This window comes from Devosia sp. (assembly GCF_028290435.1).
Taxonomy (GTDB): Bacteria; Pseudomonadota; Alphaproteobacteria; order Rhizobiales; family Devosiaceae; genus Devosia.
The window spans coordinates 1-20,679 of sequence record NZ_JAQGJV010000003.1; the positions used below are offsets into that span (position 1 = coordinate 1).

A 20,679-nucleotide genomic window follows, 5' to 3' on the forward strand; every position below is an offset into this window, starting at 1 on the left:
CGTTCGCCGGTTTTCAAGACCGGAGCAATCAACCGCTCTGCCACCTGCCCAGCGCGTCTCGTTTAGCCACTTGGCCCGAAGCTGTCCAGAGGCGCCCGCAGGCGCCCCTGGAGTTCGCATCAGGGGATCAGCAGGATCGAGCCGGTAGTACCGCGCGAGGCCAGCGCCTCATGCGCCTTTGCCGCATCGGCCAGCGGGAATGTCTGGCTGATCGAAACCTTGATGTCTCCACGCGCGATTGCACCGAACAGAGCCCCTGCCCCTTCGAGCAAGTCCTCGCGGCGAGAGACATAATGCGCGGTGGTCGGCCGCGTCAGGTAGAGCGAGCCTTTGCGCGACAGCACGGTCACGTCGGGAATGGCGACAACGCCCGAGGCATTGCCGAAGCTGACCATCAGGCCACGCTGGCGCAGGCAATCCAGCGACTTTTCGAACGTCGCCTTGCCCACACCGTCATAGACGACATCGACACCCTTGCCGCCAGTCAGCTCGCGCACGCGGGCGGCGAAGTCCTCGGTATTGTAGTTGATCACAGCGTCGCAGCCGTTCTGCTCGGCGAGCGCGGCTTTCTCGGCACTGCCGACGGTGGCGATGACCCGCGCGCCGAGGGCCTTGGCCCATTGCGTGGCGATCTGGCCGACGCCGCCTGCTGCGGCATGCCAGAGAATGGTTTCTCCGGGTTGCACAGCCCAGGTCTTGAACAGCAGGTAATAGGCCGTCAAGCCCTTGAGCATCACAGCTGCCGCAGTCTCGTCGCTGACGCCCTCAGGGATGGCCACGACACGTTCCGCGACCAGCAAACGCTCCTGCGCATAGGCGCCGATCTGGCCTTGATACGCCACCCGGTCACCCGGCTTGAACATAGTGACGCCCGCGCCCACGGCTGTGACCACGCCGGCGCCCTCATTGCCCGCCACGAAGGGCGTCGGCACGGGATAAAGGCCGGAGCGCTGGTAAGTATCGATGAAATTGACGCCGATCGCAGTCTGGCGAACGGCGATCTGGCCTTCGCCAGGAGCGGCCAGCGGCCACTCCTCCCATTGCATCGCCTCTGGACCGCCCGGCTGGCGAACGACCAGCGCCCGGTTCATGGCTTGGGCGTCCGCGGCTTGCGCGGCGCCGATTTGGGCCGAGATTGCGCGCGCCTGGCTGGCGTGGCCTTGGGCTTCGGCTTCACCGCCGCCTCGATCTCACGCGTCGTCACATGGCTGCCCGGCACGGTTGACGCGGCGGCCAGCCGGTTCGGATTGGCGCGGTTCTTGCGCTGCTTGGCGATGATGTTGATGGCTTCAACCAGCACCGAGAAGGCCATGGCTGAGTAGATATAGCCCTTGGGAATGTGGAACCCGAGGCCATCGGCCACCAGCGACACGCCGATCAGCAAGAGGAAAGCCAGCGCCAGCATCTTGGTGGTCGGGTGGTCGGCGACGAACTTGGCCACGGGCCCAGAGGCGACGAACATCACGCCGACGGCGACGATCACCGCCGCGATCATCACTTCGACGCGGTCGGCCATGCCGACGGCGGTAACGATCGAGTCGATGGAGAACACCATGTCGATGATGATGATCTGGCCAATGATGGCGGCGAATACGGCGCCCGCCTTCTGGGCCATGTCGCTTTCATGCGGCTCTTCGAGTTCCGCATGCATTTCGTGGGTCGCCTTGTAGACGAGGAAGGCACCACCGGCGATCAGGATCAAATCTTTCCACGACAGGTCCAAGCCAAAGGCGGAAATGGCGGGCTGGGTCAGGCTGATGATCCAGGAAATGACCAGTAGCAGCGCGATACGGAAGATCAGCGCCAGCGCCAGGCCCAGCCGGCGGGCCTTGTCGGCCTGCTCTTTAGGCAAGCGCGACACCAGCACGGAGATGAAGACAATGTTGTCGATGCCGAGAACGATTTCCATCACAGTCAGCGTAGCAAAGGCGATCCAGGTGTTCGGATCGGCCAAAAGTTCGTACATTGTCGGGCTCCATGGGTGAGTCAGGCGATGGCTATATCTAGGGTGTGTCATCCATACAAGAAAGCCGGGGAAGCGCTGTTTTTCGCATAGCGTTCCTTTGTCGCGGGTTCGGGCAGCACAAACCGGTCGCGCGGTTGCTGGTTTGGGCGCTTATCGGATGCTAGACTCTGCGCAATTCGTCCGCATTCCGAGGATTTTATGGAATCGTTTTCGCCGCTTTCAGCCGCCATTGGCGGCTCGCTGATCGGCCTCGCCGCTGCCGTACTGTGGCTGGGCAATGGCCGTATCGCGGGCATTTCCGGAATTTTCGGCCAATTGCTGCCGCCAGCGCAGACTGTGGTGTGGCGGCTGGTTTTCCTCGTGGCGCTGATCGCCGCGACCTTTGTGGCGGCAAAATTGCTGCCGGGTCTTGGTGTTGGCGGAAATGTTCGCGCGATACTCGTTGATGCGCCGGCGGCGTGGGGCGTTCCAACCCCAATATGGCTCGCAATCGCCGGCCTCTTGGTCGGCGTGGGCACCAAGCTCGGCAATGGCTGCACATCAGGCCACGGCGTCTGCGGGCTGGCGCGGCTGTCGCTGCGCTCGCTGGTGGCCGTTCTAGTCTTCTTCGGCGTGGCCATAGTCACCGTAACTGTGACGGGAGTCGTCTGATGGCCGTGCTAAAACTTCCCTATCTCGCAACGGCTGCCGTTAGTGGCGCCCTGTTCGGCGCCGGCCTTTATGTGTCGCAGATGGTCGACCCCCTCAAGGTCCTGCGCTTCCTCGATTTCACCGCCATCCCAACTGGCGGCTGGGACCCGAGCCTGGCCTTTGTGATCGTCCCCGCCATTGTCGTCATGTTCATTGCAGTCCGCATCGGCAAGGGCCGGACGGCGCCGCTATTCGACACCGCCTTCCACGAACCGGAATACAAGCGCATCGACGGCCGACTGATCGCCGGCGCGGCGCTGTTCGGCATTGGCTGGGGCATGTCGGGCATTTGCCCGGGGCCGGCGATATCGCTGATCGCCTTCCTGCCGGACAATCTGTGGATTTTCCTCGTCGCGCTGTTTGTTGGCTCCTATGCCGGCAGCGCCATCATCCCGAGCGGTCACGCAAGGCGCCTGGCGGACGCCCAATGATGGACGCAGATGCCATTGTCGTCGGCGGGGGCCTGGCCGGTCTGGCAGCGGCGATTGCCGTGGCCAAGGCGGGCCTCTCGACCATCCATCTCGCTCCGGCCGGCCCGCCGGACCGGCGCACGTCCGCGCTGATGATGCCCAGCGTTGAATATCTGCAGTCGGCTGGCCTGATTGGCGAGCCGGGGGCATTCGGACAAAAGCTGAGTCAAATCCGCATCATCGACGCGACTTCTCGCCTGTTACGTGCACCCGAGACAGTGTTCAACGCCAAGGAGGCAGGGCTCGGTGCCTTCGGCTGGAATTTTGCCAATGTTCGGCTGACCGAGGCTTTCCAGGCCAGCATGGAAGCCCTCCCCAATCTGAGGACGATTGCGCAGCCATTGTCGCAGTTCGAGCTTGGCGCGGACGGTCCAGAAATCACTCTTGCGGATGGCAGCCACCTCCGCGCGCCCCTTGTTGTCGGCGCCGATGGCAAGAAATCGCTGGTGCGCGCCGCCGCAGGCTTTCGCGCCCGCGAGAACGGCTTCACGCAAGCCGCTCTGGTCTGCGATCTGGAACTGGGTCGTGGCCTCGACGGTGCCTCGGTCGAATTCCATTATCCCAACGGGCCCTTTACCCTGGTGCCGGCCGGCGGCAACAAGGCCAATCTGGTCTGGATCGATGAGCGCGAGGTGCTCAAGCAGGCGCAGGCTTTGAGCAAGGAAGCGCTGACCGCCCTGTTGCTGGAAAAATCCCAGCGCCTGTTCGGCGGGATCACGCTGGCGACCCCGACTCACATATTCCCGCTCAGCACCATCACCGTCGATCACGCTGGCGCCAATGGCGTGGTGCTCGTCGGCGAAGCGGCCCATGCGTTCCCGCCCATCGGTGCGCAGGGGCTCAATCTGGGTCTGCGCGATGTTGCAGATCTATCGGCGGCGCTAGCCGCTACCGACCGCTCCCAGCCCGATTGGGCGGTGCGCCTGAGCGAGGATTACGCCCACCGTCGCGCCGACGACTTGAGCCGCACCGGTGGCATGGTGGATACGCTGTTCCGCTCCCTGCTCGCCGATATGCTGCCCGCACAGGCACTGCGCGCTGGCGGCCTATGGGCGCTCAAGCTGCTGCCCGCTTTGCGCAAGCAGGCCTTTGCCGTCGGCATGGGTTCGCGTTAGGCGCAAATGCTGACTAGCGAATGGTCCTTCCCGCGGACTTAATCCGCGGGCCACCATCAGCATGGCGCAAGTGTACAATGGTCCGCGGATCAAGTCCGCGGGAAAAAGCGTAGCGGGGACATATCCAAATGGACGGCGGAGCGCCCAAAAGAAAAGGGCGCCCAAGGCGCCCTTCCCCAATCCAGATATGTCGAGCCTGATTATGGCGCAGCGGGTGCCGGCGTGGCCGGAGTTGCAGCGGGGGCGGGCGTCGTGCCATTGGCTGGCGGCGTCGCGCCTTCATCGAGCTGCTTGCGCAACTGTTCGGCACGATCCTGCAGCACCTGCTCAAGCGCGTTGGAACCACTGGTTTCCTTCTGGAATTCGTCGAAGGTCAACGCGGCTGGGCCATCATAGGCAGTGGTGAAGCCGGCCAGGGTGATCTCGATGGTCAGGTCCTGGTTCTGGCGGTTCTTGGCGGTCAGCTTGAGCGTGCCGCCCTTCTTGAGTGAATTGACATAGGCTTCGTTGATTACGAGCTGAGTGGCGCACGAGGTCGGGTCGCACAGCATGAAGGGCACGCGGATCGGCTTGGCGCCGTCGATCTGCCAGGTCAGGCCGAACGGCAGCAGCACGCCAAGCGGCACAGCAGCGACGGCCAGCAAACGGCTTTCCTGGCCCGGATCGTCACGCAGCAGGAACGAGCCGAGGAACTGGCCATTCGCCAGGATCACCTGGCGCATGATGCAGGCCTGCTTGCCATCGGGCAGCGGATCGCAAACCTTGAGCCAGTTCTGCGCTGTCGCGCCAGCGGCTGGGGTAGCGGCGGCGCCGGCAGCGGGAGCCGCAGGCGTATCGGTTGCGGCAGGAGCTGCGGGTGCCGGCGCTTCGGTAGCAGGCGCTGGCGCGGGAGGCGTAGCATCCTGGGCGTAAGTCGCGACGGAGGACAGCATGAGCGCGGCCACCGCAAATCCGGCGACGAGAGGTTTCCTGAAGATCATAGAATTTCCTTGGCTTCCTTGGCAGTCCCGGTGGTCGCTTCGCCACCTCGAATAGAACTGTCCTTCAAGTGCTGAATTCGGGCAATAACATGACAGTACGGTCTTGCCAAAGCATTATGGGGCCGATGTCGTTCCGGCAAGCCTCACTAAACAGATCACCAAGGCGATAATCAGGCATTGGCAGTTTCTGCCAGCTTGGCCAGCCGCGACAGAATCGCTGCGGCTCCCTTGAGTCGGTCGTCCGGCGTCGGCCAGTTGCGGGCAAAAACCAGCTTCTGGTCGGGCTTGATGCGCACTTGGTTGGCCGGATCTGACACCAGCCGCACCAGCGCACCCGGGTTGGGGAATTCGTTGTTGCGCAGGCTGATGACGACACCCTTGGGACCGGCATCGACTTTCTCGACATTGGCCTCGCGGCACAGTGCTTTGACCAGGATGACCTTCAGCAGCGCTTCGACTTCCTCTGGCATCGGCCCAAAGCGGTCGATGAGTTCGGCACCGGCCGAGTCGATCTCGCGAATATCCTGCAGGTCGCCCAATCGGCGATAAAGCTGCATGCGCAACTGCAGATCGGGCACGTAGTGCTCGGGAATCATCACCGGCATGCCTAGCGAAATCTGCGGGCTCCACTCGTTCTTGTCTTCGTAGTCCTCATCGCCATTCTTGAGATTGGCCACGGCCTCTTCCAGCATCGACTGATAGAGTTCATAGCCCACCTCTCGGATATGGCCGGACTGTTCGTCGCCGAGCAGGTTGCCCGCGCCACGAATATCCAAGTCGTGACTGGCGAGCTGGAACCCTGCCCCGAGCGTTTCCAGCGACTGCAGCACGCCCAGGCGCCGCTCGGCCGTGTCGGTCAATTTTCTGTCAGGTGGGACGGTGAACAGCGCATAGGCCCGCGCCTTGGCGCGACCGATACGGCCACGGATCTGATAGAGCTGCGCCAGCCCGAAATTGTCGGCGCGATGCACGATCAGCGTGTTGGCATTGGGAATATCGAGGCCCGATTCCACGATCGTCGTCGCCACCAGCACGTCGAACTTGTTGTCGTAGAAGGTGTTCATGATGTCGTCGAGCTGGCCCGGCGGCATCTGCCCATTGGCGACCACGAACGAGACTTCGGGCACCTGCACCCGCAGGAATTCCGCGATATCCGGCTGGTCCTTGATACGCGGCACCACATAGAAGGACTGCCCCCCGCGGTACTTTTCGCGCAGCAGCGCCTCGCGGATCGACAATGGATCGAACGGCGAAATGAAGGTGCGGATCGCCAGACGATCCACAGGTGGCGTCGCCAGCAAGCTCAGATCGCGGACGCCGGTCAGTGCCATCTGCAGCGTGCGCGGAATCGGCGTCGCCGTCAGCGTCAGCACGTGCACATTGGCCTTGAGCTCCTTGAGGCGCTCCTTGTGGCCAACGCCGAAGTGCTGTTCCTCGTCGATCACCAGCAGCCCGAGATCGCGGAACTTGATGGTCTTGCTCAGCAGCGCATGAGTGCCCACGACGATATCAACCTGCCCGTCGACCAGGCCTTCTTTGGTGGCCTTGAGTTCGGCGGCCGATACCAGCCGCGAGGCATGGCGGACATTGACCGGCAGGCCGGCAAAACGGTCGCGGAAGGTCTTGAAATGCTGGCGCGCCAGTAGCGTGGTCGGCACCACGATGGCGACCTGCTTGCCCGACATGGCGACGAGGAAGGCAGCCCGCAGCGCCACTTCGGTCTTGCCGAAGCCGACGTCGCCACAGACCAGCCGGTCCATGACCTTGCCGGTCGTCAAGTCCTCGAACACCGCGTCGATAGCCGCAAGCTGGTCTTCGGTTTCCTCATAGGGGAACCGCGCGGCGAATTCGTCATAGGCGCCCGGCACCAATTCGACCGGGTCTGTCCGCGTCAACAGGCGGGCAGCAGCGATCTTGATGAGCTGCTCCGCCATTTCGCGGATGCGTTGCTTGAGCTTGCCCTTCTTGGCCTGCCAGGCGACGCCGCCGAGCTTGTCGAGCGAGGTGGTCGAATCGTCCGAACCATAGCGCGACAGCAGCTCGATATTCTCGACCGGCAGATAAAGCTTGGTATCGCCGGCATATTGCAGCTCGGCGCATTCATGCGGCGCGCCACCGGCCTCGATGACCTTGAGCCCGAGGAACCGCCCGATACCATGATCGACATGCACCACCAGATCGCCGGCATTCAGGCTCGCCGCCTCGGTCAGCGCGTCGCTGGCCTTGCGCTTGCGCTGCGGCCGCAGGATGCGCTCGCCGAGAATGTCCTGCTCGGAGAGAACCAGCAGGTCCTTGGTCTCGAAGCCGCTTTCCAGCGCCAGCACGACCAGCGAAGTGGTTGCAGCGCTCGTGGTCTCGGCATCGCGCCAGTTTTCCGCCATGCGCGGATTGGTCAGCCCGTGGTCCTTGAGCACCTGCGCCATGCGGTCGCGCGTACCCAGGCTCCAGCAGGCGACGACAGTCCGACGCCCCGCTTTGCGTTCGGCCATCAGCCGATCGACCACAGCCTTGAACAGATTGACGTCGGTCGCCTGCCGTTCGGCGGCAAAGCTGGGCGCGATCCGCCCGCCCATATCGTCGGACGCCTTGGCATTAGGCGACTGATACTGCGACAGTTGCAGCACAGAAGCGCCCGCCAGCGTGTAGGGATGCTGATCGACGGCATAGAGCAGATGCGGCTCCACCGGCTTGTACGGCGCCCCGCCCCCCGCAACCTGCGGGCTCCGCCGCGCATGTTCGCGGGCCTCGTAGTAATCCTTGATCTGCCCCTGCCGGTCGGCAAAGGCTTCAGCGGCCTGATCGTCGAACACAAACGGCGCGTCACCGACATAGTCGGCCAGGCTATCGAGATGCTCGTAGAAGAACGGCAGCCAGTGCTCGGTGCCCGAATAGCGCGAGCCGCCGCTGATCGTGGCGTAGAGCGTATCGTCCGCAGTGTTTCCACCAAACGTCTTGGTATAGTTCTGGCGGAAGCGGCGAATGGTGTCTTCGGTCAGCACCACCTCGCTCATCGGCGTCAGGTCGATGCGCTTGAGCGTGCCATTGGTGCGCTGGGTATCCGGGTCGAAGGTCCGAATGGACTCAAGCTGGCTGCCGAAGAAATCGAAGCGCAGCGGGAAATCCGCGCTGGCCGGGAACAGGTCCACCAGCCCGCCGCGCACCGCGTATTCACCCGATTCCCGCACCGTCGGCACGCGCAGATAGCCATTATTGGCCGCCCAGCCGATCAGCTTTTCGCTATCGACGACGCGCCCAATGGCCGCCGAAAACGACATGCCCTCCACCACAGCGCGCGGTGGCAGCTTCTGGATCAGCGCATTGACCGCGGTCAGCACGACGGCGCCTTTGGTAGAGCCGTTGGTCAGCGCCGCCAGCGTATTCATCCGCGCAGCGATGGTGACGTTATTAGGCGAAACGCGATCGTAAGGCAGGCAGTCCCACGCCGGCAGCGTCAGGATGGTATGGCCCGGCAACATCTGCGCCAAGATTTCCGCCATCCGCTGCAACCGCCGCCCGTCGCGTGCCACGAACACAATGCTCGCCGCATCGTCCGGCGCGGCCGCCAGCCTTTGTTCTACAAGACGCGACAGCGCCAACGGCTGCATGCCATCGGGAACACTGCCAATCATGCGGGGGGGATGAATCGGGGCGGCCTCGTTCATTTGCTCATCCGCGCCTGATGGTCCGCAACGATCCGGCCAAGAAATTCGATATCCACATCGGCTGGCGGCACTTCCTGCCCCATGACCCATTTCAGCAAAGCCGGATCTTCCTGATCCATCACTGATTCCAACCGGTCGAGATCGGCCTCACTCAGCGCGTTGATATGGGCGTCCGCGAAAGGCCCGAGCACACGGTCCATCTCCAGCGTTCCGCGATGCCAGGCGCGGTAGCGCAGCATCTTGCGGCGAATAGCAATGTCTTCACCGGCTGTCATCGACGCCATGATCCTGCGGAGGTTGATTTGCGCGCTCTCTTTATCGTCATTGGCGCCCTTTGTCAGCCGTGCTCGGCCAGATAGGCTGGGAGCAAGGAGATCCCTCGAATCGTGTCGCGTCCGTCAACCCTCGATCCATTGTTCCGTTCCCTCCAGTCGATCAAGGGTGTGGGGCCGCAGCTTGCCGCGCTGTTGACGCGCTATTTCGGCGCGCCAGAGGGCCAGGAAGCGATCGCGCTCGATATCCTGATGCACATGCCCTCCGGCGTCGTCGACCGCTCCCGTCAGGTCGGCATTGCCGAAGCCTATCTCGGCCAGGTCGTTACCCTGCTGCTGCATATCGATCGCCACCAGCCGCCACCCCGCGGCAAGCCGCAGGTGCCGCACCGCGTCTTCGCCCATGACGAAACCGGCGAGATGCAACTGGTGTTTTTCCGCGCCCAGGGCGGTTGGGTGGAAAAGGCCCTGCCCGTCGGCGAGCAACGCTATGTTTCCGGCAAGATCGATTTCTTCAACGGCGAAAAGCAGATCACCCATCCCGATTACGTGGTGGAGGTCGACAAGTTCGCCACGCTGCCGCTAGTCGAGCCGGTCTATCCGCTGACGCAGGGCCTTAGCTCGAAGGCCCTGACCAAGCTGACACGCCAGATCATCGAGACGCTCCCCGAACTTCCCGAATGGATTCCGCCCGCGACGCTAAGCCATTTCAATTGGCCGACTTTCGGCAATGCGATGCGCTCGGTCCACACCCCCACCAACCCCGCCGAAGCCGAATTGTGGGCCCCTGCCCGCATGCGACTGGCTTATGACGAATACCTGGCCGGCCAACTGACTCTGCAGATCGTGCGCTCGACCATGGTCGCCGCCCGCGGCATTGCCCGCACCTTCACTGGCGAGATCACCAGCCGCGTCCTGTCCACCCTACCCTTCGCCCTGACCGCCGGGCAGGAACAGGCCATCGCGGAAATCCGCGACGACCTAGCCTCGTCCGACCGCATGTCCCGCCTGCTGCAAGGCGACGTGGGTGCCGGCAAAACCGTCGTCGCATTGATGGCCATGGCGGCGATGGCCGAAAGCGGCGCGCAATCAGCGATGATGGCGCCAACCGAACTGCTGGCATCCCAGCACTTCAAGACCCTCAAGCCGCTCTGCGATGCCGCCGGCCTCGGCTGCGTCCTGCTCACCGGCAAGATGCCAGCGGCCGAACGCCGCCCGATTCTCGCCGGCCTCGCCAGCGGGGAAATCACCATCGCCGTCGGCACCCATGCGCTGTTCCAGAGCGGGGTCGAATTCAAGGACCTCGGCCTCACCGTCGTCGATGAGCAACACCGCTTCGGCGTCCACCAGCGCCTTGCGCTCTCCGACAAGGGCCGCCATACCGACCTCTTGGTGATGACCGCAACCCCAATCCCGCGCACCCTCGTGCTCACCCATTTCGGCGACATGGAAGTTAGCGTCCTGCGCGAAAAGCCCAAGGGTCGCCAACCGATCGATACCGCCGTCCTCTCCATCGGCGACTACCCCCGCGTCATCCAGCGCCTCAAGACCCGTATCGAGGAAGGCGCCCAAGCCTTCTGGGTCTGCCCGCTGGTCGAAGAAAGCGAACATCTCGACGTCGTCTCCGCCGAAGATCGCTTTGCCGAACTGCGAAAGGTTTTCGGCGATCAAGTCGCCCTGATCCACGGCCGCATGAGCGCCGCCGCCAAGCAGGAGACGATGCAGCGCTTCTCCACCAATGAGGTCAAACTGCTCGTCGCCACCACCGTCATCGAAGTCGGCGTTGACGTACCCAACGCCTCGATCATGATTATCGAGCACGCCGAACGCTTCGGCCTGGCCCAGCTCCACCAGCTTCGCGGCCGCGTCGGTCGCGGTGCGCAACGTTCCGCCTGCCTGCTGCTCTACAAGGACCCGCTGAGCGAAACCGCCAAGGCCCGTCTCGAAACCATCAAAGGCACTGAAGACGGTTTCGAAATCGCCGAACGCGACCTGGAACTCCGCGGCCAAGGCGACGTGCTCGGCACGCGTCAATCCGGCATGCCCGGCTACCGCCTCGCCGTCCCGGACGTCCATCGCCACCTGCTGGACTATGCCCACGACGACGCCAAGGCGGCCTTCGCCGCCAATCCCAGCCTGACCGGCCCGGACGGGGAGGCCCTGCAAACCCTGCTCTACCTGTTCCGCAAAGACCTCGCGATCCCGCTGCTCCGGGCGGGGTGATCGAGCGCGGACACTGAAGCGCCGACACCCACCGTCCTTTCCCGCGGACTTGATCCGCGGGCCACTATCAGCTTGGCACAAGTGGCGAACGGCCCACGGATCAAGTCCGTGGGAAGGACGGTGGTTGGGGAAACGCTGCAGAAACGCCTACTCCACCGTCACACTCTTCGCCAGATTCCTCGGCTGATCCACATCAGTCCCCATGAACACCGCCGTATGGTACGCCAGCAATTGCACCGGTATCGTCGCCAGGATTGGCGCCACGAAGCTCGAAACGCGGGGGATGAGGATGATATCCGCCACGCCCTCGCCCACCGTCTTGGCGCCCTCGGCATCGGTGATCAGGATGATCTTGCCGCCGCGCGCCGCCACTTCCTGCATGTTGGACATGGTCTTGTCGACCAGCTCGTCCGATGGCGCCACGACGATGACCGGCATGTCCTCGTCTACCAGCGCGATCGGGCCGTGCTTGAGTTCACCCGCCGCGTAGCCTTCGGCGTGGATGTAGCTGATTTCCTTGAGCTTCAGCGCGCCTTCCATGGCGATCGGGAACATCGGGCCGCGCCCGAGATAGAGCACATCCTTGGCCCGCGACAGGCGCTTGGCGATGTCCACGATCTGCGCTTCTCCCGCCAGCGCCGCCGATACGGCCGCCGGCAGGCTGGTCAATGCCCGAACATGCTCGGCTTCCTGCTCGGCGCTCAACACCCCACGAGCTCGGCCGGCAGCGATGGCAAGGCTGGCCAGCGCCGTCAGTTGTGCCGTCAGCGCTTTGGTCGAGGCGACGCCGATTTCGGGGCCACAGAGGATGGGAAACACCACGCTGGATTCCCGCGCAATGGTGGATTCCTGCGTGTTGACCAGCGAGGCAATATGTTGCCCCTGGCTGGCGCAATAACGCAGCGCCGCCAGCGTATCGGCGGTTTCGCCGGACTGCGAGATGAACAGCGACAGCCCGCCCTTTTCCAGCGGCGGCTCGCGATAGCGGAATTCGGACGCCACATCGATGTCCACCGGCAGCCGCGCATAGCGCTCGAACCAGTATTTCGCCACGGCGCCGGCGAAATAAGCCGTGCCGCAGGCGCTGATCGTCAGCCGGGTCAGGTCGGCGAAATTGAACGGCATCATCTCGCGGATCGCCACGCGCTCGGCGCCCATGTCCACGTAATGGCTCAGCGTGTGCGAGATGGTCTCGGGCTGCTCGTAGATTTCCTTGGCCATGAAGTGGCGATAATTGCCCTTGTCCACCATCAACGCCGAGGTCTGCGACACAAGCTGCTCGCGCTGCACGATGGCGTCCTTGCCATCGCGAATGGTCACGCCGTGCGGGGTGATCACGGCCCAGTCGCCGTCTTCCAGATAGGTCAGGCGTGAGGTGAACGGCGCCAGTGCCATGGCGTCGGAGCCGAGATACATTTCGGTGGTGCCATAACCGATGGCTAGCGGCGCGCCGCTACGGGCGGCGATCAGCATGCCCTCCTCGCCCTTGAACAGGAAGGCCAGCGCGAAGGCGCCCTTTAGCTGCTTGAGCGTGCGCGCAACCGCCAGTTCGGGATCGGCGCCATTGGCCAGTTCGCGGCTGACCCAGAGCGCGACCGATTCCGTATCGGTCTGCGTCTTGGGCAGATAGCCATCCTTGGCGAGATCAGCCAGCAGCTCGCGGAAATTCTCGATGATGCCGTTATGGACGACAGCGACGCGGTCGGTGGCGTGCGGATGCGCATTGGCCTCGGTCGGCGCGCCATGCGTCGCCCAGCGCGTGTGGCCAATGCCAACATTGCCGTCGAGCGGCTCGAAGCTGAGCTTCTGCGCCAGATTGCCCAGCTTGCCCTCGGCCCGGCGGCGGGTGATCGCACCATCCTCCAGCGTCGCCACGCCGGCGCTGTCATAACCGCGATATTCCAGCCGCTTGAGCGCATCCACCAGCCGGGGAGCAACCGGCGCGCTGCCGACGATGCCAACAATACCGCACATGGCTATTTCCCCTTGGACGTCTTGAGTGCTGCAGCACGCTCGAAAATGGTCTTGGCACGGCCCGGCTTGTTGGTCTGGCGGCTGCGTCCGAGCGCCAGCGCATCGGCGGGCACGTCCTCGGTGATGACGCTGCCGCTGGCCACGAGCGCACCCTCGCCCACCGTCACCGGCGCCACCAGCGCGCTGTTCGAACCAATAAAGGCATGATCGCCCACCACCGTACGATGCTTGTTATAGCCGTCGTAATTTACGGTAATCACGCCAGCACCGATATTGACCTCTTCGCCTATTGTGGCGTCGCCGATATAGGTCAAATGGCTGACCTTGGCACCCTTGCCGATGTCGGCCTTCTTGATCTCGACGAAATTGCCCACCTTGGCGCCCTCGCCCAGCCTGGCTTCCGGCCGCAGCCGCGCGAACGGTCCGACCGAGGCACGGGGCCCGATGCTGGCGCCTTCGATGTGGGAGAAGGCGTGTATCACGGCGCCCTCACCAATAGTCACGCCGGGGCCAAAATACACGTTCGGCTCGATGGTGACATCGCGAGCGATCTCGGTGTCGTAGGAAAACCAAACGCTGCCTGGGTCTTTGAGCGTCACGCCGGCCTTCATGAACTCTTCGCGCTGCACGTCCTGGAACAGGCCCTCGGCCCGCGCCAACTGGCTGCGGTCATTGACGCCCATCACGTCGTTTTCGGGCGCCAGTCCCCAGCCGACCTTCTTGCCGGCGGCGTTGGCCAGTTCCACCAGGTCGCCCAGATAAAACTCGTTCTGCGCATTGTTGGATTCAACCTTGTCGATCAGGTCGCGGAACACTTCGGCCCGGAACGCAAGAATGCAGGCGTTGCACAGGCGAATGCGGCGCTCGTCCTCGGTGGCGTCCTTGTGCTCGCGGATCGCCAGCAGCGTCTCGCCGTCGGTGATCAGGCGGCCATAGCCGGTCGGGTCCTTGGGCTCAAAACCCAGAATCGCCACGTCGAGCCCAGCATCGAGCCGATCCAGGACCGCGCGGAAATTGCCACCGCGTAGCAGCGGGTGGTCGCCATAAACGACCGCGACATAGCCTTCAGCGGTCTCAAACAGGTCACGCGCCATTGAGGCGGCGTGGGCCGTGCCCTTGGCGACAGTCTGCTCGAAATGCACCACTTCGGGATGCATGGCCGTCACCGCCCGGCGAATTGCGTCGTGCCCAGGCCCTGTCACCAAGGCAATCTGGTCCGAGCCGGCTGCCCGCGCCGCGCGCGCCACATGACCCACGATCGGCATGCCGCCAACTTCGTGCAGCACCTTGGGCATGGCCGATTTCATGCGGGTGCCTTCGCCGGCAGCAAGAATGATGGACAATAACTGGGTCATGAGGCCTCTCCGGACAGCGCCCTATTGGCCGCGTAATTCTACAAATTTATGGCATGCAAGCGTTGGCGAAGCGATAACGCCTCGCGCAGTGTTATCCTAGCGGCAATACTTGATTCGACTACGCTTCCGGGGGCGGACGATTGGCTAAAGCATCAGAACAATTCCGGCAATCCGATGTCACCACCTGGGCCGTCGTGGCGCTGGTCTGCGGGGCCATGGCGGTGTTCGGGGCCAACGTGTCGGCATTGGTGCCGCAGGGCATGCTGTCTGGCCTGCACAAGTCGCGGCTGGCCGGCGCCAGCATCGATCAGTTGCGCAATGACGTGGTTGAGCTCAATACCGAAACCGCCCGATTGCGCCGCGATAACAATACCTTGGTGAACCGCTTTTCGCTACAGGAAGAAGCCGGCAACGACGTGACCCAACGCGTCGGCGCGCTGGAAGTCAGCCTGCCCAAGCTGCTGGAGGCCATTCCCGATACCGCCCAGATCGACCTCACGGCGGAGACGGCGTCGATCGATCCGGGCAATACGGTGACCTACGAGGCCGATGGCGGTTCGGTGGCGATCCGCCAGCAGCCGATGCAATTGCCCGCCGTGATACCGGCGCAACCCCTGCCCGACGCTGTCGCCAGTACTCCTAAATTGTTTATCCCCAATGACTCCGCCTTCGGCATCGCCGTGGGCACCAACGTCACCGCCGAAAATGCCGCCGCGACCTGGGATGATCTGTCGAACAAGCTCGGGCCCTTGCTGATTGGCCTGTCGCCATTACTGGTCGATCAGCAGGACAGCGACAAAAAGCGCATCGTTGTCGGGCCGATTACGCGCATGACGGAAGCAACCGCCCTGTGCAAGCGCCTGGAGCGGGTATCGATCTCCTGCATGCCGATGCCGTATGGCGGCACGCCGCTGAGTTTTTAGTCCAGAGATTCGCTTTGGCGAGTCCGATGCCGTGGTTTTCAAGAACCGGAGCGCAGCGCACGTTGGTACGTGAGCACCGGAAGCATAGAAAGCCGCGGCAGATGGCCGCCGGAGTAGAATTTCCAAACAGCACTCCGGCTGCTGCAATTGCGGTTGACAGCCAAGCTTGTGCCGCTATGTTCCGCCGCGACGCCACGGCGTCCGCATTTGGTGCGTGCCGGTAGCTCAGTGGTAGAGCATTCGACTTTTAATCGAATGGTCGAGGGTTCGACCCCCTCCCGGCATACCAATTTTTTCAATAGGTTAGATCGGCGCACCTCGCTGCACAGGCAGCCAGGGTAACGACTGGGGTAACGTGCGCGACTTCCAGTGGTTGGATAAATGCCTTCCGTCAGAGGCGTCGATCACAATTCGGCGGTCGTCAGTCTGGCGACTTTCAAACGGAGCGTTGTCCGGCGACTTTTCTCAGAGCTGCAGCAACCCGGCGGCGGGCCCGCCAGGCCCGCAGGTATCCAAATACTGGTATTCTCCCCGAGACACTTGGAACTGCTTTAGAAAAGTCATAACCATTTACCGTTGCCTCGAGGGAAAAAACTGCATCCTCGATCGCACGAGATATCTTAAGGCAGTGCGCACGCAATTCAGCGCAAAGTGTCACGTTGGTCGATGTAAGGTCCCCTGGCGCCTCGGGACCGTTGGAGGGCCCCATGACGTCCACAGAGCTCGTGACGGCGGCTAACGAAATCCCCTCGCTGTTTGCTTCGGAAACTACGTCCACTGGACGCCCCATTCCGTTAGCCACCAAAATCAACATGTTGTCGTAGCTTTTTGAGAATTCTTCCGCAAAGGTTGGGACTTGGTCGCTCCACTCAGGCGCCCATTCTTGCGCCCATGTCTTCACGCGCTTCAGCCGAGCATGAAAGCTATGGGCAGCACCTAAGGTCCGAAACCTAATCGTCTCCAACACAGAGCCGATTTGCACCTCCGGCCCGAGCAGAGCCAGTACCGACTCCCCCAACTCGTCGAATGAGGATGCAACGACATTTAAGGGCGCGACTACTTGGCGAAATTCGTCCTGAACGAACTTGCGTTTAGTGGAGATGTCTCGATCCCGACCATATTGCAGCGTGGCATAATAGTAAGAAAACGCCGTCAGAAGTGCAAAAAGCGCCAGAGTAGGAGTGGCATAATCAATCAGGCTGAACGACGGACTGACCTGGGATTGTGATGAGCACACAAAGGCACTGCCCCCGCTCGCTAAGCTGTCATTGACGACGGATGCTGCCTCCGCCGGGACGCGGCAGAGTTGGGTAGCCAATTAGTGGCTCCCGGCGACAGACCTGCTAATCATGACGCGATCGATGCCTTCTAAGATATCGTATCTCAGGCCTTCGGACAGCCGAGACAGAGAGTAACGCTTCAGGAAAGCTTCTTTGCCACCCAAGGTTCTGACGCTGGGGCCAAACATGCCCTGTACGAAAGACGGAGTTATGCTCCGAAGAGTTTTTGGCGCGGCAATCTCGATGAAATCGGACGAGCCGTCCAAAGCGTCGACGTGATAATGTTGACGCGCAGCCTCACCACGAGGGCGCCCAATTAAGGTGTCGACCCTGTCGTTAAGCAAGTCTTGGAGATCAATCATTACTATCGCCATTGCTGGATGCCCTGAGGTATGCCTCATCCACTGTGAACGCCATAGTTATAAGCGTTCCTTGAAGTTTACCTGGCAGCGCGTGCACATAACGTAAATCTGGAGGAGTGTCACGGTGATTTTCCGGATTGAACCAGATCGTTCGCGGCGGCGGCTTCCCAGGATCGAAGTCGGTGAAGTCTAGTTGCCCCTTAACGTATGCTTCTTTGAACTGGATGCAAGTGGAACCGGACACGATAGCCATGCCGCCAATGGCCGTGCTCGGGTCGGCATTTGCAGAAAGGGCGGCATAGAATTGCAATACGTCCTGCAGTCCTGTGCCCCCGATGTTGTTTTCGAATGCTTTTGCATCGCTCGTCACACCATCCTGAAGAGCAAAGATAGTGGCAAGCATCTCTGGTGTGTAAGGGCCATTCCTAAGATGCTGACCTACATACCGATTTAACGCCCTTTGGGTGTCTGGCGCACAAGTGCGCATGCTTTCCGCAATGGTTTCCCCTGGGCTGAAGAGAGCCAAGTGGAAAACATAACGCTCTTCGGTCTCAATCTCTCGGCGAGAGACAAAACCAGCCAAACTCCAGTTTCCATCGCCTTTGGCGTCGCTATGCTGCTCGGCATTACCGAGCGCTTCACCTAGCATCTTAGCAGCCAAACGTTCACCCTGCACAGAAAGTCTTACCTTCGCCATCCGAGAGAGCCAACGATTAACCGTGTCAACCAGTGTCTTCGTTGCTTTCTCAGCATGCGTAGGGTCGAGCTGTGCGCGTGCCGACTTGGTCATGCCCGGCGGGCGCCGTTGTTGAAGCCTTAAGGGCCAGACGTTGTCCTTCTCAGGATCTCTTTTGCGCATTCTCATTTGCATTGCCTTGTCTAGGCCCAGCAAAATGAAGACGTTCCGAATAGAGTCTGAGATCGCTCCACCATGAAATACGGATATCATCTGCACCTTCATAGCATTCAGGATCAAATATGCCCCAATGTCTAAGCACTCATCATCGCTAAAATTAAGCATAACGTTCGCATTTCTGCATTCGGCGATGGCAATCTCTTGCAACACGCCCATTGTTTCCACTGGGTTGGATACAAACGAAAAACCATTGAGATCAATTTCAAGTCTTTCCGTAGATCTATGTATAAATCCCTTCCAGATTTTTTTTCTGTCCGGATGCATTCCGTTCAATAGTGGATGATCTTTATAGGCACAAATTAGCAGAGATTTGTCGAAGGACTTTGCTCCGCCAAGATACCGGCGGCGGAAATACGACCTAACTTTGTTTTGTGCGTAGCGAGGTATATTGCGTTTCTCGGAGGCTTTTCCCTCTGTAACCGCGCCCTGGCTCAATCTCAGCTTGGCCTTTAGCTGGCGGAGCTCAGCTCGGATTGTCAATATTTCATGGGCTGAAAACCCCATGAGCCTTAACCGTAGATATTCGCTCACGAGATGCTCCCATCGACGCCATTCGAAATTTCGAAACTGGCGCCTCCCTGCCCTATATTGGGTGTTTTAATTTCAGTGCAAAAGGTTAGACGGTAGCACAGCGGCTTTTCCACCTAGATTTGTAGCCGGCCGCAGCACAACGACTTCAATGTTGGCGGCCCAATGGAGGCGCCTCATTCAAGGGGATGTGGTCCTAGGATCGTTCGTTAGCGTCGCCCTGGAGAACCCTCTACCAACACTTTTATCGAACATGAATTCAGACTCAGTCGGCACGCGGAGCAAAAGCTTCGGGTGGGTAAATTGTCTCGAGCAAATCACGCATTGGTCCACCGGGCATATACTTCAGCATTTTGAAATTTGTTAGCAGCACAGAGAAATCTTTAGAAACGTCGGAGAGGCCATTGAGTGCCGCCAGTGTGACCTCGTGTCCGTTCAATTGGCTTCTAAGCAACTTGCTCATGCGGATTTTATCTTCCTCGGGCAAGATTTTGTCGCTGCGCAATCGGTCGAGCATTGTGTAGATAACGCGGAAATAAGGTCCCATCCCTGTTTCCCCCTTGGCAAGGACGAACTCAGTGTACCAGTTCTTTAGCCGGTCACGATCGATCGGGGGGCTAGAACTCGGATACATTTCGGAGAGGGTCACTTGATCTACTACCGCCGACAACGCGGCAGCAATGCCGCCGAAGCTGCGATACGTAGCGCCCGGATGAGACCCGCCTCCGGTGTAAAAATCGATGTTTTCTCTTAGTTCGCGCATAAGTCCGAGCAACTCAAAGAACGAACTTTCGAACCGCTCTTGATGCTGTGATTTCCGTGACTGGTCAATTTCGTCTTGCTGAAGTTTCAGGGCTTCGCTCTGCCCTTGAAAGGTGGCCAGTACGGCAAGAAAACCAAGCATCGTGAATAAGGAGTTCAGGACGCCAAACGAGTCACCGACTTGGCCTGCATCTGAAAAGGCGCCGCCGCCAAAACTGAGTTGGCCAACGTAGCGACCAAAGATAAGCCACGCGGCCCAAATAACTAGGAAAAGAACAGCTGCAAAAAATAATATCGGAGGAAACCTGCTATAAACAGATTTAAATTTCACGGATTTCACCCTAGGTGCGTTATTGAGTCAATAATGGCGCTTGGCCAAATAGTACTAGCGTAGACCTGTCAGCTTACTAGAAACAGCATCTTGGGAGCACCTAAGAGCAGTCGCCAAATGCTCATCTGTGTCGCCGACGATATGCTCTTGCACTTCCGAAGCTAGCAGGTTTCGAAACTTCTCGTAACGTTCAAGAAACTCGGCCCCCCCGTCCCCTCTCCCCCACTGAAAGTCGCTGAAATTAAGCGAATAGCCCGCGGCTTTCGCCTGATCGAAGACGCCAATATGCTTGAAGAGGTTAGAAGCTTCTAGCTGGTCAAGCGCCTTAGCCAAATCGGGAGAGCAATAATATTGAAGCCCACGGTCGTAGATCTCCGCAATCATGTTTAAAATCTCCCGCCGCGAGAATGACAATGAGCCTGTCCAGGGTCCTGGGGGCGCAACTGGAGCTGTTGTATGTATTTGCAGGGTGCTGATAGTTTGCGCTGCTGTTATTGAAAAAACGTCATCGGCAAATTCTCCGCGCGACGCACCGTGCAGCATCTCTCGCCAAAATTTGTTAATTCGAGCGTCTACTTGCAGGAGCTTGTTCAGAGCTAGGTACCGAAGGGGCCGTTCTCGTTGCAAGCGTTGATGCTCGATCAGGCGATCAACCCCAAAGATGGTGGCACCGATGCCAGCCATTTCCCAAAAGAGATTTCCAGCAAATTGGCCTACTACCTCGCCTGAGAAGCTAAAAATACCTGCAAGAACTAGCGCCCCTACAAAAACTGGAAATGCCCATTTCGGTACCATTGCGTCGCCCCCTGATGCCTATCAGAGCTACCCTAGTTGTGCCTGAGAGCAACATGGAATTCAGAGCGCCCGCCT

17 protein-coding genes and 1 tRNA gene are annotated in these 20,679 nt (G+C 60.8%); 6 read left to right on the plus strand and 12 right to left on the minus strand.

Annotated features, from left to right (window positions below; all coding sequences use genetic code 11):
- Positions 1–119: 119 nt before the first annotated feature.
- Together JWP26_RS00135 and JWP26_RS00140 are read right to left on the minus strand one after the other, a co-directional pair.
- Positions 120–1,091: a quinone oxidoreductase gene (locus tag JWP26_RS00135; RefSeq protein ID WP_299721707.1), complete on the minus strand. Its 972-nt coding sequence runs from the start codon at positions 1,089–1,091 to the stop codon at positions 120–122.
- Entirely contained in the window at positions 1,088–1,966 is an 879-nt protein-coding gene (locus tag JWP26_RS00140) for a TerC family protein (RefSeq protein WP_367184043.1), read from the minus strand. Before JWP26_RS00140 ends, JWP26_RS00135 begins: the two co-directional genes overlap by 4 nt.
- Before the next feature lie 198 nt (positions 1,967–2,164).
- Here JWP26_RS00140 and JWP26_RS00145 point away from each other — a divergent pair, with 198 nt between their 5' ends.
- The 3 genes from JWP26_RS00145 to JWP26_RS00155 are packed head-to-tail and all read left to right on the plus strand — an operon-like array spanning position 2,165 to position 4,241.
- Positions 2,165–2,617, plus strand: a complete 453-nt coding sequence (locus JWP26_RS00145) for a YeeE/YedE thiosulfate transporter family protein (protein ID WP_299721709.1) — start codon at positions 2,165–2,167, stop codon at positions 2,615–2,617.
- Entirely contained in the window at positions 2,617–3,087 is a 471-nt protein-coding gene (locus JWP26_RS00150) for a DUF6691 family protein (RefSeq protein WP_299721711.1), read from the plus strand. The genes JWP26_RS00145 and JWP26_RS00150 overlap by 1 nt, the downstream gene beginning before the upstream one ends.
- On the plus strand, positions 3,084–4,241 hold the full coding sequence (locus JWP26_RS00155) for an FAD-dependent monooxygenase (protein ID WP_299721713.1): 1,158 nt from the start codon (positions 3,084–3,086) through the stop codon (positions 4,239–4,241). Before JWP26_RS00150 ends, JWP26_RS00155 begins: the two co-directional genes overlap by 4 nt.
- 200 nt (positions 4,242–4,441) lie before the next feature.
- On the opposite strand, the gene JWP26_RS00160 is transcribed toward JWP26_RS00155, so the two are convergent.
- The 3 genes from JWP26_RS00160 to JWP26_RS00170 form a co-directional block, all read right to left on the minus strand.
- Positions 4,442–5,221 carry an invasion associated locus B family protein gene (locus JWP26_RS00160; protein ID WP_299721714.1) on the minus strand — a complete coding sequence of 260 codons (780 nt, stop codon included), beginning with the start codon at positions 5,219–5,221 and terminating at the stop codon, positions 4,442–4,444.
- Between the two features lie 170 nt (positions 5,222–5,391).
- Positions 5,392–8,883 carry a transcription-repair coupling factor gene (mfd, locus tag JWP26_RS00165; protein ID WP_299721716.1) on the minus strand — a complete coding sequence of 1,164 codons (3,492 nt, stop codon included), beginning with the start codon at positions 8,881–8,883 and terminating at the stop codon, positions 5,392–5,394.
- Positions 8,880–9,158 carry a succinate dehydrogenase assembly factor 2 gene (locus JWP26_RS00170; protein ID WP_299721718.1) on the minus strand — a complete coding sequence of 93 codons (279 nt, stop codon included), beginning with the start codon at positions 9,156–9,158 and terminating at the stop codon, positions 8,880–8,882. Before JWP26_RS00170 ends, mfd begins: the two co-directional genes overlap by 4 nt.
- A gap of 111 nt (positions 9,159–9,269) precedes the next feature.
- On the opposite strand from JWP26_RS00170, the gene recG reads away from it, so the two are divergent.
- Entirely contained in the window at positions 9,270–11,378 is a 2,109-nt protein-coding gene (gene recG, locus JWP26_RS00175) for an ATP-dependent DNA helicase RecG (RefSeq protein WP_299721720.1), read from the plus strand.
- A gap of 147 nt (positions 11,379–11,525) precedes the next feature.
- On the opposite strand, the gene glmS is transcribed toward recG, so the two are convergent.
- Positions 11,526–13,352 carry a glutamine--fructose-6-phosphate transaminase (isomerizing) gene (gene glmS, locus JWP26_RS00180; RefSeq protein WP_299721722.1) on the minus strand — a complete coding sequence of 609 codons (1,827 nt, stop codon included), beginning with the start codon at positions 13,350–13,352 and terminating at the stop codon, positions 11,526–11,528.
- 2 nt (positions 13,353–13,354) lie between these two features.
- Positions 13,355–14,707, minus strand: coding sequence for a bifunctional UDP-N-acetylglucosamine diphosphorylase/glucosamine-1-phosphate N-acetyltransferase GlmU (gene glmU, locus JWP26_RS00185; protein ID WP_299721724.1), 1,353 nt, complete (start codon positions 14,705–14,707; stop codon positions 13,355–13,357).
- A 140-nt stretch (positions 14,708–14,847) separates the two neighbouring features.
- On the opposite strand from glmU, the gene JWP26_RS00190 reads away from it, so the two are divergent.
- Positions 14,848–15,630 carry a hypothetical protein gene (locus JWP26_RS00190; RefSeq protein WP_299721726.1) on the plus strand — a complete coding sequence of 261 codons (783 nt, stop codon included), beginning with the start codon at positions 14,848–14,850 and terminating at the stop codon, positions 15,628–15,630.
- A 214-nt stretch (positions 15,631–15,844) separates the two neighbouring features.
- Positions 15,845–15,919, plus strand: a tRNA-Lys gene (locus JWP26_RS00195).
- A gap of 147 nt (positions 15,920–16,066) precedes the next feature.
- Here the strand turns inward: JWP26_RS00195 and JWP26_RS00200 are convergent.
- From JWP26_RS00200 to JWP26_RS00220, 5 genes are all read right to left on the minus strand, one after another.
- Entirely contained in the window at positions 16,067–16,948 is an 882-nt protein-coding gene (locus JWP26_RS00200) for a hypothetical protein (RefSeq protein WP_299721728.1), read from the minus strand.
- Positions 16,949–17,272, minus strand: coding sequence for a hypothetical protein (locus tag JWP26_RS00205; RefSeq protein ID WP_299721730.1), 324 nt, complete (start codon positions 17,270–17,272; stop codon positions 16,949–16,951).
- Positions 17,265–18,719, minus strand: coding sequence for a hypothetical protein (locus tag JWP26_RS00210; protein ID WP_299721732.1), 1,455 nt, complete (start codon positions 18,717–18,719; stop codon positions 17,265–17,267). Before JWP26_RS00210 ends, JWP26_RS00205 begins: the two co-directional genes overlap by 8 nt.
- 262 nt (positions 18,720–18,981) lie before the next feature.
- The gene (locus JWP26_RS00215) at positions 18,982–19,809 is read right to left on the minus strand and encodes a putative phage abortive infection protein (protein ID WP_299721734.1); all 828 of its coding nucleotides are present in this window, start codon (positions 19,807–19,809) and stop codon (positions 18,982–18,984) included.
- A 54-nt stretch (positions 19,810–19,863) separates the two neighbouring features.
- Entirely contained in the window at positions 19,864–20,604 is a 741-nt protein-coding gene (locus tag JWP26_RS00220) for a hypothetical protein (protein WP_299721736.1), read from the minus strand.
- Positions 20,605–20,679: the final 75 nt, after the last annotated feature.